Source organism: Nitratiruptor sp. SB155-2, from assembly GCF_000010325.1.
Taxonomy (GTDB): domain Bacteria; phylum Campylobacterota; class Campylobacteria; order Campylobacterales; family Nitratiruptoraceae; genus Nitratiruptor.
This window is the reverse complement of record NC_009662.1, coordinates 754427-772345: the sequence shown is the minus strand read 5'-3', so window position 1 is coordinate 772345 and position 17919 is coordinate 754427. Positions and strand designations below refer to the sequence as shown.

Below are 17919 nucleotides of genomic sequence, written 5' to 3'. Positions count from 1 at the left end.
TGAAAAAGCGAATGACTACTCTCCAAAGACCAGTTTTTGCATCAACTCTTTGACACTGATAATCTCATTGACTCGATATCCGTTGGCTCCACTAAAAAAGAGGCCGGTATCGGCTTTTCCCTCATACGCATCACTGAGTCTATCGGCGATACAGTATCCGACAGCCTTTGCTTCCACGCCTCTGTGACACGGAGCCACACAGTTACTGATACATTTGATAGGTGGCCCTTCACGTTTTTCTACCAGTTCTATCAAATTGGTTCGAATACCACGTGCAGGATACCCTACTGGAGATTTTAAAAGTAAGATATCCTCTTTTTTAGCATTGATCAAAATCTTTTTGAATGTGTCACTTGCATCACACTCATGTGTTCCGATAAATCTCGTACCAATTTGTACCCCACTTGCTCCGAGACCTAAAAACTTTTTGATATCCTCATGATCCCAGATACCGCCTGCTGCAATGATAGGTATATCTCCCCATTTTTTTGCCTCTTCCACCACTTGCGGAACGATGTTTTCGAGCTGAAACTCTTCCATGAAACACTGCTCATAGGTAAAGCCTTGATGCCCTCCGCTCAAAGGCCCTTCCACAATAACGGCATCCGGAATTTTGTTGTATCGCTGACTCCAACGTTTACAGATGATTTTTAAAGCTTTTGCACTTGATACAATCGGAACAAGTGCAACATCTGGAAAATCTTTAGTAAATTCCGGCATGTTTGTCGGTAGTCCTGCACCAGTGATAATGATATTTGCACCCGCCTCACATGAATCTCGGACAACTCTTCCATAATCATTGATCGCATACAATACGTTTGCACCAAGCGGAGCGTCACCACAGATTTTCCTAGCATTTTCAAAGATTTTAAAAAGCGCCTTTTTCGAATAGAAGTTCGCAGTCTCTAAAGGACGTCCGGCGACTTCCTTTTCGATATATTTTTTGTTTTCATAATATCCTGTACCGACACTACTGATAACTCCAAGTCCTCCCTCTTTACTGACATTTCCGGCAAGCCTGTCCCAACTTATTCCTACTCCCATACCCCCTTGCACAATTGGATAGGGAATCGTGTATTTTCCAATTTTGAGTGGTGGAAGGGTTTCCATCATCCTACCTTTACTTTAGCAAATTTTCTTTTCCCAACTTGGACAATATATTCACCCGTTTGCAGATGAAAATCTTTATCCGTTATTTTCTCTTTATTCACTCGAACGGCACCTGCTTGAATATCCCGTCTTGCCTGTGAGGTTGAAGGCTCGAGCCCAGCTTCTACAAGCGCTTTTGCTATCCAAACAGGACCTTGCATCTCCACCTCTTTGATATCGGTGGGAATATCGTTTTTCTTGTGTACCCTGTCAAACTCCTCTTTTGCTGCTTTTGCAGCCTCAGCATCATGATAGCGTTCTACTATCTCCATTGCAAGAAGTTCTTTGACAAACTTTGGATGAATCTCTCCTTTTTCAACACCCTCTTTCAATGTTTGGATCTCTTCAAGGGATTTGCTGCTCAATAGTTCATAATATCGCCACATCAGTTCATCACTGATACTCATCAGCTTTGCGAACATCTCGTTTGGCTCTTCCGTGACACCCACATAGTTTCCAAGAGATTTACTCATTTTCTGAACGCCGTCGAGTCCTTCGAGAATTGGCATCATCAATACAGCCTGTTCTTTACCGATTCCGAAGCTTCGTTGCAGATGTCTTCCCATCAAAAGATTGAACTTTTGATCTGTTCCACCTATTTCGATATCGCTCTTTAAATGGACGCTATCATAGCCTTGTAAAAGCGGATAGATAAATTCACTAATTGCAATCGGACGACCCGCTTTATATCGCTTTTCAAAATCATCTCTTTCAAGCATTCTCGCAACACTGAAGAGTGTCGTCAACTCAACCAGTCCGCTTGCACCCAAGGCATCAAGCCAAGAGGAGTTGAAAACGACCTCTGTTTTTGCAGGATTCAATACTTTAAAAACCTGATCTTTATAACTTTGTGCATTTTTCAAAACAGTTTCACGGTCCAGTTTCTTTCGTGTTTCACTTTTTCCGGTAGGATCACCTATCATAGCGGTAAAGTCACCGATAATGAATTGAACAATCCCTCCATACTTTTGAAATGTAGCCAATTTTTGTAAAAGTACCGTATGACCTAAGTGTAAATCGGGAGCTGTAGGATCAAATCCAGCTTTCACGTAGTAGTTTTTACCATGTTCGATGTACTCTTTCAAAAGAGTTTCTATTCTTTCTTGATCAATTATTTCAGCTGTACCTCTTGAAATTTCAGCCAAAGCTTCTTTCAACATTCCCTCTCCTATTTGTTATACGCATCGCTCGTTTTAATAAATTCTATAATTTTAACCTTTTGAGCTATTTTTTTCCTTAACTGCTCAAGATCAAAGACAGGCGCTTCGATCTCCATCTCACATAAGTTCGTCTGCTCCACATTTTTTCCAAGCTCAATAGAAACCAGATTGATGCCCAGTTTTGACAAAAACTGTAAAAAATCCGCCAAAGCCCCCTTTTTATCCGGAAGCAGGGCAATAAGCTTGTAATGGGGCAACGTGTCTTCTTTCCACTCAACATAGAGCATCGGTTTTCCATCTTCAATAAGTTTTTGCGCCTTTTGGCACATTTTATGATGGACAACAGCATGATGATCCATACGAAAAGCAACAATCTCATCACCCCTTTTTGGATGACAGCAGTAATCAAACTCCACTCTGTTTATTGAATAGTTTGTATAAAATACAAAATTGTCGACAACTCTCTTTTCCAGCTTTATCTGTTTGGGCGACAGAAGATAGAGCACCCCTTTTTTCTTGCGATATTCGCTTAAATATCTATTTTTAATCTCTTGAAGATAGTTGATTTCCGTTGCAATTCTGTGAAGTGCAGTAATCTCATGGTCCTTGAGCCATGCAACTATTTTTTTGGGATTCTCTTTCAATTCACTAGCCAAAATATTGATCGCCGCCTTTGAACTGACCTCTTTATATTTATGGCGACACAGCAATCGCATCTGATCTTTTGCTTTGGAAGTCTTCACTGCATCAATCCAGCTGCAGCGAAGAATTGGTTCCTCTGCAAGTTCTATGCGGACGATATCTCCATTTTTCAATTCTGTAAGCAAAGTACTTTTTTGTTTGTTGATGTATGCTGCTTTTGCTCTATTTCCCACATCGGTATGGACAGCATAGGCAAAATCAAGAGCCACTGCCCCTCTTGGCAAAGTAAAGATGTCCCCTTTTGGAGAAAAAACCGATATATCTTCACTAAACAGATCATTTTTAACAAGTTCATAAAACTCTTCGATATTTTCATTTTGGTATTGGAGATTTTCCAGCCATGCAAGATTGACACCTACATGTCCGATTTTATACTTCCAGTGAGCCGCAACGCCATACTCGGCTGTATGATGCATATCAAAGGTACGGATCTGTACCTCAAAGATACTGGTTTGATCGAAAACGGTTGTATGAATCGTTTGATAGCCATTCTCTTTTGGAACAGCTATATAGTCTTTGAATCGCATAATGAGGGGTTTGAAATGAGTGTGGATAATGCCTAAAACTTTGTAACAGTCCAGCTTGTCCTGAACAAGTATCCTGATAGCCAAAAGATCCAAAACCTCTTCGATCGAGATCCCTTTTCTTTGCATTTTAAGATAGATGGAGTAGTAGTGTTTTATACGACCTATCACTTCAAAAGAGTTGCTTGCAAACCCATTTTTCACAAGGAGTTTTTTTACCTTATCGATAAACTCGTTGAGTTTCATATGGAGCTCAACTTTATGCGAACTGATAAACTGATCAATTTTTTCGTACTCTTTTGGGAAAAGATAGTAAAAACTCAAATCTTCTAGAACATTTTTCAGTGAGGCGATTCCAAGCCTATGGGCAATCGGTGCATAGACTACAAGGGTCTCTTCAGCAATTCTGAGCTGTTTCTTCTTTGGCAGAGCATCAAGAGTGAGCATATTGTGCAAACGATCGCACAGTTTCACGATCAAAACCCTCACATCCTTGATAGAAGCAATGAGCATCTTTCGAAAGGAGAGCGCCGAAGTTATTAGTTTTTCGTTGGATGTAGAGGGTAAAAGCTCTTCACTTCGTATCGCAACAATTTTTGTCATCCCTTCAACCAAATGAGCCACATCCTTGCCAAACTGCTCTTCGATCTCTTCGATCGTGTGCGGGGTGTCTTCTACCACATCATGTAACAAAGCGGCAAGTACCATGTCGGGATCGTTTGTTACAAATGCTGTAATAGCTGCTACCAGCAGGGGATGGATAACATACGGTTCACCACTTTTTCGTTTTTGGCCCGCATGGGCCATTTTTGCAAACTCAATCGCTTCTTGGAGTTTATCAGAAGTTGGAGCGATTTGAAGTAGAAGTTTTTGCGCTTCTTCTACATCATGAATACTCTTTACTTTTTCTAAGAACTCATTCATCTATTACGATTCTTTTTCTACCTCGATTTTCAGCTTCCCTTCCGCAATTTCCATCAATGCAATATCGGTATATTTATATTTTTTTACATCCACTTCTACCAAAGGCTCTTTTCCAGTTGCGAGTTCATTGGCTCGTTTTGCGACTGCAATAGAGAGAAGATATCTATCGAATCCAACATTTTCCAATGCCTTGGCGGCAATTTTTTCTAATCTCATTCATTCTCCTTTTTATCTGTCACGATAGAGCATTTTTCCAAATTGTTATTGACGATTATGTCATATAGGTTACCCTCTTCGAACATATTACAAACGATAATCGGCAATGCATTATCTTTTGCCAAAGCAATAGCCGTATCATCCATTACTTTGATATTGTCTTGTAACGCCTCATCGTATGTGAGTCTATCCAGTTTTTTGGCATCTGGATATTTATGGGGGTCTTTATCGTACACCCCATCCACTTTTGTGGCTTTTATGATCATATTTGCCCCGATTTCTACGGCTCTAAGCGTTGCAGCGGTATCTGTAGTGAAAAATGGGTTACCCGTTCCCGCGGCAAATATGACAATTCGACCTTTTTCAAGATGCCTCATAGCGCGTCGAACGATAAATGGTTCACAAATTTCGTTCATCTCGATAGCACTTTGTACTCGTGCCGTCAGACCAAAATATTCGAGAGCCTCTTGCAATGCAACAGCATTGATAACTGTTGCAAGCATTCCCATATAATCACCGCTCGATCTTCGTATGATCCCCTCTTTTGACGCATTTACGCCTCGTATGATATTGCCTCCACCGACAACCAACCCTACTTCGACTCCACTGTCAACTAACGGTTTGATTTCTGAAGCTATATATTTCAATGTCTTGGAATTGATTCCATGACCATCTTCATTGGCCAAAGCTTCCCCGGAGAATTTGATCAATACACGTTTTGCCATTGCAGACCTCTTTTTGAAGTTTGCCAATTTTATCGAAAAAGAGTTGAGAAATCGATTAATTTTAATGCTAATTTTATCGTATTTTTATAAGTTGCAAAGGATTGATATGGGCATCGTTTTTCGTCACTTCAAAAATCAATTTTGTGTTGACTCTACCAAGAATGTATCCCTTTTTTATTCTTCGTCCTTTTTTAATATAAGGAGCCAATTTATCTAAATATGCATAGATCGTATAGATACTATTTCTGTTTTGAACGATGACCACATTCTTTAGATGGGGAGTCCATTTCGCCAAAACAATTTTTCCACTCAGGACATTTCGCACTTTTGCATTTGGCTTTAGGGGCTTAAGCTCAATGTTTTCATTGGGTATTTCTATATTGTATATCGGATCTTTGTAAACACCAAATTTTTTGACAATAACAAAATGTTTTAGTGGCGGGATTGTTTTGGGTCCGCGATATCGAACAGTTTTGATCTTTTTATACGATTTCGATCCATATTTCTTCACTGATACATTTTTCGCCTTTGAGCCCCTTCTTCTCTGTAGGATCTGCAGTCTCGACAATGTTTTGGCCAAAGAGCGTTTCTGCTCCATCAAAGCTTGAAGCTCTTCATCGTAACGCCTCTTTTTCTTTGAAAGTACTTTAATTTTTTCCTGTTTTTGTTTCTTTAGTTTTTTGAGATCTTTTTGTAAAGAGATGATCTGTTGAATCTCCTTTTGAAGCCTGGTGAGTTTTTCCTGTTGCTTTTGCAGTTTTTGCTTCGTTTTCTCATATTCCGATCCCATCTGTTTGATCCGACTCTTCTCAATTTTTTCAATGGCTTTCAAAGTCTCTTCATCTAAGATAGCCTCCTGCGTGGGTTGATGCAGTGAAGAGAGTAAAAGAGATTTTGAAAAATTTTGGGATATGAGAAGTACAAGGTTTTGCCGCAGGAGCGTCTCCTTCTCACATAATATATGAATGGATTGATTTAAATCGTGGGCAGTTTTTCGTTTTTCCTTGTACTGTTTGGATAAATTCTCATACTTTTTGGAAAGTGCTGATAATCTCGTATCGATTGAGTCAAGATCAGTTCTTAGTTTACGTATAGAACGAGCCAATTTTGCAAGTGTCGTATTGACACCAGATATTTTTTTCGATGTTTGTATAAGTTTCGTTTTTGATGCAGAGATTCTCTTCTCTATTTGTGTACCAAATAGACTGACAATGATCAAAAAAGGAATTATGAAAATTCTCATCTACCCGAACTTGGCTCTTTCATAGAGATGATTACAATCGTGATAAACGACACAATCAATCCTATCGAAAATAACCAGCCGGCATCTTCGAAGACGATGGTATTTGGATCGAATGTAAGATCCAACCCCAAAAAGGATTGAAAAAGATGGGTATGAAGGAGATACCAAACCACTCCTGCAACCAAGACAACGCTCGCTATAGTATCTGTTATTGCAAGTTTAAACAAAACGGCATTGCGCATCCACCAAGAGGCACCAAATAGTGACATGATATACATTCGCTCCTTGTGTTCCAAAAACCATATCTCGATCTGTTTGAAAACCAACATACCACTTGTAAGCACAATAATAGCCAAGAATAATTGGGTAATGTTCTTTACAAAAAGTAAAAATTGATACATTTTATGATGGGTCTGAGTGAAAATTTCTACTCTTGTTACTGAAGAAAGGTGCAAAAGCTTCTTTTTTATCTTTTCTATCTCTTCATTGGAAAGAAATTTTTGTAAAGTAATTTTGTAAAAATAGGGCAAGAAATTTTCTAAGGATTGAAAATCGACTTCAATTCCTCTCATTTTCAATCTCTTTATCACTTGCTTAGGATCGATACTTTCAACATTCGCAATAAGAGGAAACTGTTTTTTTAAACTGTTAGTATCCAACGGTTTTTTTGCAACAAGAATAATAGAATAGTCTTGCGCCAATTTTTTTTCGTAAGAGTGAATTGCCCGCTCTATCAATAGATAAAACTCTACAGCAAACAGGATTGCAAAAAGAGGAATAATCAAAGAGAGATGATTTTTAAGAGATCGCATGCACTATCCCGTTGTCTATATGATAATGTTTGAAATGAACTCCAAGATATTTGGGTATGGAATGTGTAACGACGACTACCGTAGTTCCTAGCTGTACGTTTGCCCCCTCCAGCAACCCCCAAATCACTTTGGAAGAGTACTCATCAAGATTGCCAGTAGGTTCATCGGCCAAAATGATGAAAGGATTGTGTGCAAGGGCTCTTGCCATGGCGACCCTTTGCTGTTCTCCACCGCTCAGTTCAAGTGGATATGCAAACTCTTTTCCGCTTAGTTTCACATGTTTGAGAAGTTTTTTTGTCTGCTCTTCGCAAACCTCTTTTGGAAAACCAGCTATGACCAGTGGCAACATCACATTGCGCTTGACATTCCATTCGTTGATGAGTCTGTAATCTTGAAAGATGATTCCAAGATTTCGCCTCAGTAGTGAGAGCTTCGAAGAGGTGATATCATGAAGGGAGATCCCTCCTATTTTCAAAACTCCTTGCAAGGGCTTCATTTCACCGTAAAAAGATTTCAAAAGTGTCGATTTTCCGCTTCCGCTCGCACCCGTTATCAAAACAAAACTGCCACTTTTAATGTCAAATGTACTATTTTTTATTACAGGTCTATCTTTTTTGTATGCCAAAGTGAGATCTTTTGCGATGATAACGCTCTTAGCCATGAAGCAGCTCCAAAATCTTTTTATGTGCTGCTACATTCGCTTTGGACAAAACCGGCTTTTTAGGAAAATAAGAGATATTTCCATCTTTGAATACGAGATATTTGTGCTCAGGACGATCAAAGCTTCCAAAAGAGAGACGTATTACCTTCCCACCATTTTCAATGGCATAGAGTTTTTCAAAATGGACAAAAAAATTATCATATACTTGGGGAGTGAAATGTAATTGCTCAAGTTTTGACTCATCATATGAAACAGTTTCGAATGAAAAGTCGCAATGTAAAATTGGTTGTTCGGAAAACTCCAGATTGAACATACGAATATCATAGATATCTTTTCCTAGCCTAGTCCATCGATCTTCATATTTGCTACTCACAGGAGGCTCGATATTTTTTGCAACTTCAAATTTGACTTTTTTTTCTTGCAACAAAAGATCCAAAGCATACTCGAAATAGTTGATACTGTCTGTACGCAGTTCTAAAACGCCATCCACTTTCAAGACTCGCTTGGCTTCTTCGATAAAAGGCTTGGAGAAGACTCTTCTGTGAGGTTTTTTATCCCAAGGCACTGGGAAATGAACGAATATCTTTCCTACCACATTCGAAGGAACAAACTCCAAAAAGAGCCTCGCATCGTAATCTATAATATAAAGATTTTTCAAATCTTTCAACGCGATTTGCTTAAGGACTTGTTCAACGGAAGGCTTGTGGATTTCAATTCCTATGAATATCGTATCGGGATGCTGCTGTGCTTGATAAAGTAGATGTCTTCCACTGCCAAATCCTATCTCTATCCAAACCTCTTTGTTTTTGGGAAATTGTTCAATGAAAAAGTCTATCTCTTTCAGAAACTCTCTTGCTTTTTGTGCATGAGAAGTTTTAATCGTTGAAAGATTGTCGTACAACACATCACATTGTGCCAGATCACAAAAATTTTTCAGAGCCATTTTCATTAAGACAGTAGGAGAGAGTCTTGTTATCTTGTCACCCTTTATGACAAAAGTACCATCCCTTTTGGGTTTTATCGTCAGTAAAAAAGGTTTTTTATCATATTCGACAGCAACCAGTTCATCTTTGGCATTGACCAAAGGCCTTGCAAACCATAAAAATCGATACCCCTCTTTCGTAACGGGCGTATCGAAATGGTGAAAATGCTTCGCTACGATATGCGGCATCTACTCTTGTTCCGGTATTTTAATCTCAATCTTTTCACTCGGTTTGGAAACAAGTCCATATTTATCCACGGCATATATTTTGTACACATATTTTACACCTGGTCTCAAACCAGCATCAGTAAACGATGTGCTTTTGATGTTTTTATACTCAAACTCTTTTACATTCAAAATACCATCGATCTCTTTTTTATCCACGATATAGCTCACCGCTCTTTGATCGGGAGATGTCCATCGTATAAACAGCGTTCCATTTTCCAATTTGTGTTCCATAACGACAGGCGGCAACGGTTTTGGAAGTGTTTGTCCCACAGCAGGAACATCTTGCTTGAAGCTTTCCAAACCGTCTGCATCCACTGCCGTCACCTTGTAATAGCGTTTGACGCCATCCTCATCCAAAAGATCGACATACTTCGTACTTTTTGTTTTGGCAACCACAAGATACGGTCCGATTTGGAAAATACTTTTGTAGACTTTGTAGTATTGTAAATCGGGTTCGCTATTTGGCCGCCAGGTCACCACAATCTTTTTAGGAAGATTCGTTGTCGCTTTAAGACCTTGTACCACTTTCGGTCTTGGTTTCGTAGAGGCTTTTATAGGAAGTGTCGGTTTGGACTCTACCCCATCGCAAGTAATTGCTTTAATCCGGTACAGATATATTTTCTTATCCTCAAGTCCTCTGTCGATATATTCTGCATTGAGCCTGCCTTGAAGTCTGGCAACCTCTTTCCATTTTTCGTTTTCAGGGGTGCTACGCTCAATCACATACCACTGGACTCTCGGGTTCGGATGGGGTCGCCAGATCAATTTTACTTCTCTTGGCAAATGATCGATCGCCTCCGCAAATGCGATAGGTTCCGGGTATGGAGCCGTTGAAACTTCGTGAGGCTGACTCAGTCTAGATTCTCTTTTGTCTTTATTAAAGGTACTCATCGTATAAAAATATTTTGTTGCTGGTTTAAGTTTTTTATCCAGATAGTGGGAGCTGTACCTATCTTTAATCACTGCAATGCGTTTATATTTTTTTCCGGTTGTAGAGCGATAAATGTTGTATCCGGCAATTCTATCATCATATACTGGATTCCATTCCAAAGCAATAGAGGTCATATCTGATAGACTACGAATCTTTGAAACAGTTGGTAAATTTGGATCGATTTTCGGTTTGGATGGCTGAGGTTGAACGGCACATCCGCTAAAAAGAAGCAAAACGCCCAATAAAGCTATCCACATGAATCGTTTCATCAATATTCTCCTCGAAATATTTTTGCAAAAAGTCAAGCATATCTTCCGGAACAGGTGCCAAAAAACGCATCTTTTCCCCACTCTTTGGATGCTTGAGATAGAGTATATAAGCATGTAAAAAAACTCTAGGTATTGTAACGCTTTTGCTCTTAAAGCCATATAAACTATCACCCAGAATATGGCGGTTTATCGAAGCCAAATGGACTCTTATTTGATGTGTCCTGCCAGTAAAAAGTTTTGCTCCGATTAATTCATATTTATTATTTTTACTCGTCGTTAGTTTTACAAAAGCGGATTTAGCATATCTTCCGCCCTCCACTACTCCCATTTTCAATCTATTTTTGGGATTTCTTGCAATCGGTTTTTCTATTATGAGGTCCTCTTTTAAAGGCGGCTCGACAATTGCCAGATAGTATCGACCCATACTTTTATCCTGTAGCTGCTTCGATAGAGCCTGATGGGTCTCATTGTTTTTAGCAATTACAATCAATCCGCTCGTTTCCTTGTCAAGTCTATGCACGATACCATGGCGCTCTTCTCCACTGAGTGTTGAAAGAGAAATATCGTTTGCTTTGAGCCAATCCACAAGCGTAGGCTCTTTGACACTTGGGGCCGGATGGACAACAAGGCCGGCAGGTTTGTTTAAGACCAATATATCCTCATCTTCATAAATTCTTTCCACATCGAAATGGACATCTTTTGGCTGTGAAACTTTAGGTTCAGGGATGGTCACTTCTACCAAATCGCCACTTTTAAGCTTACTTCCAGCCTTCTTCTCGATCTTTCCATTGATGCGAACATACCCCTGTTTAATAAGTTGTTCGATTTGGTTTCTTGGTTTTTGCAACTTCTTGGCAAGTGCTTTATCAAGTCGCTCTTTTTCCCTATTTGTAAATGTTATTTTTTCCAATAATCTCCTTTAAGATATAATTGTGTGAAAAAAAAAGTAGCCTCATGATAGGAATCGACAGACGAATTTTCTTGCATTTCGATACTGTGCTTTTAATTTTGATTATACCATTTCTTATTATTTCGCATTACCTCATAAAAGATGTCAATCCCGTTTTAGCCCACAAACAGATGATCTACTACGCGCTTGGATTTGCTAGTTTTGTTATCGCTTTTCTCTCTCCTATTAGAGAGTATAAGTGGCTCATCCCATCAATGTATTGGTTTATGATTGTCTTGCTGATTAGTGTAGATCTTTTTGGTGTGAGTAAACTCGGTGCCAAAAGATGGCTTGAAATCCCTTTTACACATTTTACCCTTCAACCATCGGAACTTTTCAAACCGGCTTTCATCCTCATGCTTGCCTACCTTGTTCATAACAACCCTCCCCCTAAATCCGGCTACGGATGGAAGGAATTTTTCAAAATCTCTTTTTATATCCTGCTTCCATTTCTACTCATCGCAAAAGAGCCAGATCTTGGAACAGCCTTGATTTTGCTCATTATCGGGTATGGTGTGCTATTTATCATCGGAGTCCATTGGAAAATATGGATCACTCTTTTTATGATATTTTCTTTCATGGTTCCCGTTTCATATAAATATCTTTTACATGACTATCAAAAGAAAAGAATAGAAGATTTTTTAAGTGAAAAACCGAGCTATCACGTCCAACAATCAATCATTGCGATAGGTTCGGGAGGATTGACCGGCAAGCCATCCCAAGAGGCAACACAGACCCAGCTCAAATTTCTTCCTATCGCCACTAGTGATTTTATTTTTGCATATTTTATAGAACGTTTCGGTTTTTTCGGTGCAATGCTGCTTCTTTTTCTCTATGGACTTCTTATACTGCATCTTTTTAGTATTTATGTCAAATTAAAAGGAGACTTTTTCACGCAGGTCGTGGCTGCCAGTATCGCTCTTTTGATTTTTACCTATATGAGCGTCAATATCGCCATGACAGTGGGATTGGCTCCGGTTGTGGGTGTTCCGTTACCATTTATGAGTTATGGAGGAAGCAGTTTTATCAATTTTATGATTTTATTCGGTATTTTAGAGCATCTTCTTGCATTCAGATTTAGATTTTTGTATAATTCCAGACAACTTTGAAGGGCTCGTAGCTCAGTTGGTTAGAGCAACCGGCTCATAACCGGTTGGTCGCAGGTTCGAGTCCTGCCGAGCCCACCAAGCATTTTGAGGATAGAACTGGTTGGTCACAGGTTCGAGCCTTGTCAAACTCATCACTTACTCTACTCCCAAAGCTTTAAAAACCGCATCGATTGGATCAGAATATATAATCAACTGAAACCTGCTTAACAAATCAGCTGGTACTTTTCCAATTTGAGCCATATCAATCGCTGGAATCAAAATACGCTTAGCCCCGCTATCACCTGCAATTTGCATAAAATCAGCAAGATTTTGACTTCCAATAATTGCTCCACCTATACTCATACTTCCCAAAATCACCATTTGAGGAAGTAGACTTTTTTGTAAAATCCCACTACATAGACTTATAAAAATTGATAGTTCGATATTTTTGAATTTTCCAATTGATTGAATATCAGTAGCTTTTAAATGGTAATCATAATTTTTAAAATTGGCATTGGCTGAAATTCTATGAAGATTTGCCTGTATAAAACTGATCGCCTCTTTTATCTCTTCCTTGACTTCTGAATTATTAAATCCAGTATGCTCAAATTTGCCACTTCCAGAAATAACCTGCAAATCTAATCGAATTAAACCCTTATGTCCATTTTCAGGATTTACGCCAATTGTATAAACAGTTCCGGGAGGTAATGTATCTGATGGAATCAATGTTTTAGCACTACTTTCAGGTACACTAACTCTAATTTCACTTCCTTCAGATAGATCTATGTATGAAAAATTAACATCATAAAATTCCATACCTCCTATTTTTTTTAACTGCTCTTTGATTCTTCGCCTTGCTATCAAAGCGTATTCAAGAGCATCTCTGACATCATCTTTTGTATAGCTTTCATCAGGATGTAAAATTTTTAGTAACCCACTCACAGTTTTTTTAACAGCTTTCACATCTCTTTGATTAAGGTCACGCCCTAATTTAAAATATTTATCTATTGCGTTGGAAAAATTATATTTTTGAAGCTCTCTCATCCACTCAGCCATATAATCCGTGATAAATCCATATTCATTGGTAAAAAATTCCGGTCTCATTTTAGGAATTTCCCAACCAGGAATGTAGTTGTGAAATCTATCAAAAAAAGCAGTATCAATCATCTCTTGTGGGAAAGGACTTAATAGATGAGAGGTTTTCACAATATTTTCAATACTGCCATCAATATTTCCAACAAATACAAAAGAGGCTTTTGCCTGTACTTGTTGCTTACCTCTCGCAAAACTCCCACTTTCCATATAATCTTTCATTATCTGTATGCCATCTTTATCTTTAAACTTTATTCCGGCAACTTCATCAAAAGCTACAACATCCCAGCTTCCAACCAAACCTACCGTTCTTTCTCTTAAGTTATAAAATAGATTTGCTACCGTAGTCTGTCCGCCGCTGATTAGTATAGAGTATGGAGATAACTCTTTATAGACAAAACTTTTTCCTGTCCCTCTAGGTCCTAATTCACACATATTATAGTTATTTTCTACAAAAGGAATGAGTCTGGCAATGAGATGCCATTTTGCATTATCTTCAAATTGCGTTGGCTCCATTCCCGTACTTCTAATAACTATATCCATCCACTCTTCACGGGTAAAATTTTTTCTTTTAGCAATAAACTCTTCAAAATCAAAATTTGGCATCTGAATAGGTTTAAGTTCTTCTATATGAAAAGGGGAATATTTTGAGTTTTCTTCAAAAAAATATTCTAAAGTAATAATTGCCCACACTCCTCCAGCTAAAAGTTTTTGATATTTTTTTATATAACTTTCATCAATTATCACTTTTTTTATTCCGAGATTGCTAAATTCTGCTTCATAAACATTTTCTTTTTCATTGAGTTTCGCAAAAATCTTATCAATTATTTTGTATCTGCCTCTCTCTTTTATCCTTGATTTTACTATCTCTTTTTCATCAGGTCTTACATAATTTTTCGCCAAGATCTCCTTAACCTTATTTACTCCCTCTTTGATAAGCTCTTCATCATCTGTTGCAGCATACATTCCAAGCAGATACTCCAAAACATATATAGGAACATTGGCGCCCTCTTTAATAAGCTTTGTTAGATCTTTTCTAACTACTTTGCCTAAAAAATTTTGAGTTAATTTTTCATTTAAACTCATAATATCCCCTAAAACTCATCAAATTCATTAAAAAAGGCAATAGATACTTTCACATCCAACTCTTTATATATAGGCTCGACAGAAGAATTTTCTTTTACTTTCCTAGCAACAAGCTTTATAGTTTTATTATTATAATTTTTAATTTCACCTTTGAATGTCAAAGGCACTTTTACCTCTCTGTTTTCACTATATTCATCACTCTTATCAAAAGTCACTGTTTGCACATCAGATAAAATTTCTCCATCAAGTTCAAACGCGATCTTCAAAGTAACTGGTCTCACTTTTTCGCTTATCGGCTCTTTTTGATACAAAGTTATATTGACGATATTTGTAGAAATTGTACTTATAGGTAAAATATCAACCTCTACATCTCTTACATCACTTACTCTTTTTTTTCTTATCTTTATAACAGGAATTACAATCTCTTGTAATGTAGCTCCTCCATGGACATATCTATTTCCTCCACCTTGCACTCTTATTTTATTGATTGATTTTGCTATCAAATAGCTATTATCACTCTCTATTCCAAGTTCATTTGCATTAAATGAGTGGGTGCAACTTTTATTTGTAAAATTTTTTCCAATTACAAATCGCCTATTTAACCTAATAATATCACCTTCTGGTTTAGGACAAAACTCACTTGCTTTTGTTGGAGATTTCGTAGACAAAAATCCATGATCGCTTACAATTAAAATATTATATCCATTGAAATTGTTGATCTGCTTGATGAGTTTGATTAAAGTATCAAATGTGCTTTGAACTGCATTAAATGTATTCGTTTCATCTTTTTCGCCAGTTTTATCTATCTCATCATGATAGATATAAATTAAAGAGTTGTTTTTAGTCAGTTCTCTTCCTTTTTCTCTATCTAGTTTTAGATAATCTTCATACCAAATTGCACTAAAAGACTCACTGTAACTTTTTAGAATTTTATCTCTATTTACAATTCCACTAGAATTTTTATCATCAACCAAAACAAGATCGCTATCTTCTTGAGATAATTTCTTGTGAGGTAAAAGTGCTGCCATTCCAAGCTGTGTATAACTTGGCAAGGAAGATATGAGATATGAAGTTTCAGACTCAAATTTATCCATTTTGTTTATAATATTCTCAAGCTCTTTAGCAGCTTCGTAACGCAAAGCATCGCTGATAATTACAAATAACTTTTTGTTACTATCTATATAAGGCTTTACAAACTTTTTAAAAAAGTTTTGCTGATGCTCTTCATCGACTTTATACTCTTTTACAAACTTATCAAACTGATCATTGGCTTCTCTTAAAACCGCATTGAGATAGAAATTTTCTATCTCCTCATCCAAAACCTTTAAAAGCTCAACTTTTTCTGATTTTTCTCTAAAATAATGGTATTTTCTATAATAAAGATCTGCTTTATAATGTATTGAAGCATATTCATTAATGGCATTTTTAAAGCTACTAAATGAATATCTACTTTGAGTATCAAACAATTTGGCCGCAAAAAAAAGAGCTTTATAGATATTTTCGTACTCTTTAAACCATATCTTGTCTTCTCTTGATTTTATAAGCTCTAAAATCTCTTTTAAATTCTCTTTTGCAACCAAAGAGCCAAGGATCCATTTGATAATCTCTTGCTCACACTCTTCATAAACTTCACAACGGCTCTTTTGTTCTATTGCAAGCTTTTCAAGCTCATTTACAATATGTAAATCTTTTGCTATCTTTTGACTTATCTGTTTAAAAAGATTTTGATATTTTATATTTTCCATCCATTGCTTCAAAAAGACTCTTGCATCGACTTTATAATGACTTTTCCCATAAACATTGTAAGCAAAATAGTTTTCAAACAGTTTATATAAAAGATCATCAACACTTTTTATTTCGAATCCGAATTTTTTAGAAGCTATTTCAAAAATCTCGCGATCAAGTCCAAACTTTTCAAGCTCGTCACTTCCCTTCTCAAAAATCTTCAAAAGAACTGATTCCATCGTCTCATCACTTTTTAGCAGTATGGAAGCCATTTTGATAATAAGCGACTCTTTATTTTCTTTTTCAAGCTTTGCTTTTAGCTCCTGCATTCTTTTTTTGGAGTTGAAAAATTTTAGATGTTCTTTTATAAACTCTTTAAACTCAAGATCCAATCCCAATGTATCTAAAATCAAAGATGCCCTATCAGCTCTAAAGATATAATTTGCTAGATTTAGATCGAGTAGCCAATTATCTTCATCTTTTGGAGCAGGATATGGAGAGTATATGAGATATTTTTGTTTTTTGTTTGTTAAAACCTCTACCTTTATGCCAAACTCATTCTGATCAATTTCAAGCTTTTTAACTCCATCAATTTCGATATTTTCAAACTCATCTTTTAGCTCTCCATTTTCATCGTACCAAAAGATGATTTTTTGCTCATTAAAAAGCTCTTTAAGTCTACTTTCTATATCCATTATTTCCCTTTGCAAAGCCCTTTAATTGTTTTTATCAATGTTTCTTTTAAATCTTCAAACAATAAATATTTATTTGAATTTTCTTTTAGATATACCGTCTCATCATCGATAGGTTCAGACATATTTTTTACAAAATTGAATAGATTTTCTTTATCGATTATTGTAGAATGAATATTTTGAGCAATATCACCGGCAATTCTTAATCTACTGGCATTTTCATCTTCTATAAATTTGGCATTGAGAGATAACATCTCTTTTTTTATTAAGCGATGATTGAGAGGAACGGAAGATATGAAATCTATATCTTCAGAAATTCTATGATTTAAGTAGTAGCTTAATGCAGTTCCACCTATAAAATACAGATCATTTTCTTTTAAAAACTCTTTTTTTGCGAAAATGTCTAAAATCTTTTTGACTTGCGAAGTCACATATATAACCTTTTATTTCTCTATAGAGAGGATCTTTTTTATAATTTCTTTGTTTTAGAGGCACTTTTAATCCTCTAAAATCATAAAATCCTTTTTTATATAACTCTTTATAATAGCTATCAAGCTCATTTTGAACAGTTTTTATTCCATATACTTTACAAATAGTAAAAATATCTTTTTTATTTAATCCTTTTAGTACAGCCCTTATAAGAGAGCTTTTACTTTGTACTGATGAGCTTCTGGTTTGCCAAAAATAGTTTATCTCATAATCTTTAGGATTAAAAACTGTATCTCTCATTTTCTTGCCATTATTTTTTTAAATTATAACAT

General features: G+C 36.8%; 16 protein-coding genes and 1 tRNA gene. 2 read left to right on the top strand and 15 right to left on the bottom strand.

The annotated features are described in order from the left end of the window. Positions 1–15 precede the first annotated feature (15 nt). From NIS_RS04175 to NIS_RS04125, 11 genes are all read right to left on the bottom strand, one after another. On the bottom strand, positions 16–1110 hold the full coding sequence (locus NIS_RS04175; RefSeq protein WP_012082137.1) for a nitronate monooxygenase: 1095 nt from the start codon (positions 1108–1110) through the stop codon (positions 16–18). Continuing rightward, entirely contained in the window at positions 1110–2309 is a 1200-nt protein-coding gene (gene tyrS / locus NIS_RS04170; protein ID WP_012082136.1) for a tyrosine--tRNA ligase, read from the bottom strand. Before tyrS ends, NIS_RS04175 begins: the two co-directional genes overlap by 1 nt. Before the next feature lie 8 nt (positions 2310–2317). Next, complete coding sequence (locus NIS_RS04165; RefSeq protein WP_012082135.1) at positions 2318–4459, bottom strand: RelA/SpoT family protein; 2142 nt, start codon at positions 4457–4459, stop codon at positions 2318–2320. A 3-nt stretch (positions 4460–4462) separates the two neighbouring features. Then, positions 4463–4675, bottom strand: coding sequence for a DNA-directed RNA polymerase subunit omega (locus tag NIS_RS04160; RefSeq protein ID WP_012082134.1), 213 nt, complete (start codon positions 4673–4675; stop codon positions 4463–4465). Continuing rightward, positions 4672–5400 (bottom strand): UMP kinase, encoded by a 729-nt coding sequence (gene pyrH / locus NIS_RS04155; RefSeq protein ID WP_012082133.1) that lies wholly within the window; start codon positions 5398–5400, stop codon positions 4672–4674. Before pyrH ends, NIS_RS04160 begins: the two co-directional genes overlap by 4 nt. A gap of 73 nt (positions 5401–5473) precedes the next feature. After that, on the bottom strand, positions 5474–6643 hold the full coding sequence (locus NIS_RS10010; protein WP_012082132.1) for a murein hydrolase activator EnvC family protein: 1170 nt from the start codon (positions 6641–6643) through the stop codon (positions 5474–5476). Then, on the bottom strand, positions 6640–7455 hold the full coding sequence (locus NIS_RS04145) for a hypothetical protein (RefSeq protein ID WP_012082131.1): 816 nt from the start codon (positions 7453–7455) through the stop codon (positions 6640–6642). Before NIS_RS04145 ends, NIS_RS10010 begins: the two co-directional genes overlap by 4 nt. Further along, the gene (locus NIS_RS04140) at positions 7442–8116 is read right to left on the bottom strand and encodes a cell division ATP-binding protein FtsE (protein WP_012082130.1); all 675 of its coding nucleotides are present in this window, start codon (positions 8114–8116) and stop codon (positions 7442–7444) included. The genes NIS_RS04145 and NIS_RS04140 overlap by 14 nt, the downstream gene beginning before the upstream one ends. Next, positions 8109–9287: a tRNA (guanosine(46)-N7)-methyltransferase TrmB gene (gene trmB / locus NIS_RS04135; RefSeq protein ID WP_012082129.1), complete on the bottom strand. Its 1179-nt coding sequence runs from the start codon at positions 9285–9287 to the stop codon at positions 8109–8111. The genes NIS_RS04140 and trmB overlap by 8 nt, the downstream gene beginning before the upstream one ends. Further along, a complete protein-coding gene (locus NIS_RS04130) occupies positions 9288–10526 on the bottom strand; it encodes a fibronectin type III domain-containing protein (protein ID WP_012082128.1) in 1239 nt (412 codons plus the stop codon). Then, on the bottom strand, positions 10477–11427 hold the full coding sequence (locus NIS_RS04125; protein ID WP_041354193.1) for an RluA family pseudouridine synthase: 951 nt from the start codon (positions 11425–11427) through the stop codon (positions 10477–10479). The genes NIS_RS04130 and NIS_RS04125 overlap by 50 nt, the downstream gene beginning before the upstream one ends. Positions 11428–11480: 53 nt before the next feature. On the opposite strand from NIS_RS04125, the gene NIS_RS04120 reads away from it, so the two are divergent. Further along, positions 11481–12584, top strand: coding sequence for an FtsW/RodA/SpoVE family cell cycle protein (locus NIS_RS04120; RefSeq protein ID WP_012082126.1), 1104 nt, complete (start codon positions 11481–11483; stop codon positions 12582–12584). A 1-nt stretch (position 12585) separates the two neighbouring features. Further along, positions 12586–12662 (top strand) — tRNA-Ile (locus NIS_RS04115). A gap of 57 nt (positions 12663–12719) precedes the next feature. Here NIS_RS04115 and brxL read toward each other — a convergent pair. From brxL to NIS_RS04095, 4 genes are read right to left on the bottom strand one after another with little or no spacing between them, the layout of a single operon-like run. Then, entirely contained in the window at positions 12720–14741 is a 2022-nt protein-coding gene (brxL, locus tag NIS_RS04110; protein WP_012082125.1) for a protease Lon-related BREX system protein BrxL, read from the bottom strand. Between the two features lie 8 nt (positions 14742–14749). Further along, positions 14750–17161 carry a BREX-1 system phosphatase PglZ type A gene (gene pglZ, locus NIS_RS04105; protein WP_012082124.1) on the bottom strand — a complete coding sequence of 804 codons (2412 nt, stop codon included), beginning with the start codon at positions 17159–17161 and terminating at the stop codon, positions 14750–14752. After that, the gene (locus tag NIS_RS04100) at positions 17161–17589 is read right to left on the bottom strand and encodes a nucleotidyl transferase AbiEii/AbiGii toxin family protein (RefSeq protein ID WP_012082123.1); all 429 of its coding nucleotides are present in this window, start codon (positions 17587–17589) and stop codon (positions 17161–17163) included. Before NIS_RS04100 ends, pglZ begins: the two co-directional genes overlap by 1 nt. Further along, positions 17525–17887 (bottom strand): hypothetical protein, encoded by a 363-nt coding sequence (locus NIS_RS04095; RefSeq protein ID WP_012082122.1) that lies wholly within the window; start codon positions 17885–17887, stop codon positions 17525–17527. The genes NIS_RS04100 and NIS_RS04095 overlap by 65 nt, the downstream gene beginning before the upstream one ends. Between the last annotated feature and the right edge of the window lie 32 nt (positions 17888–17919).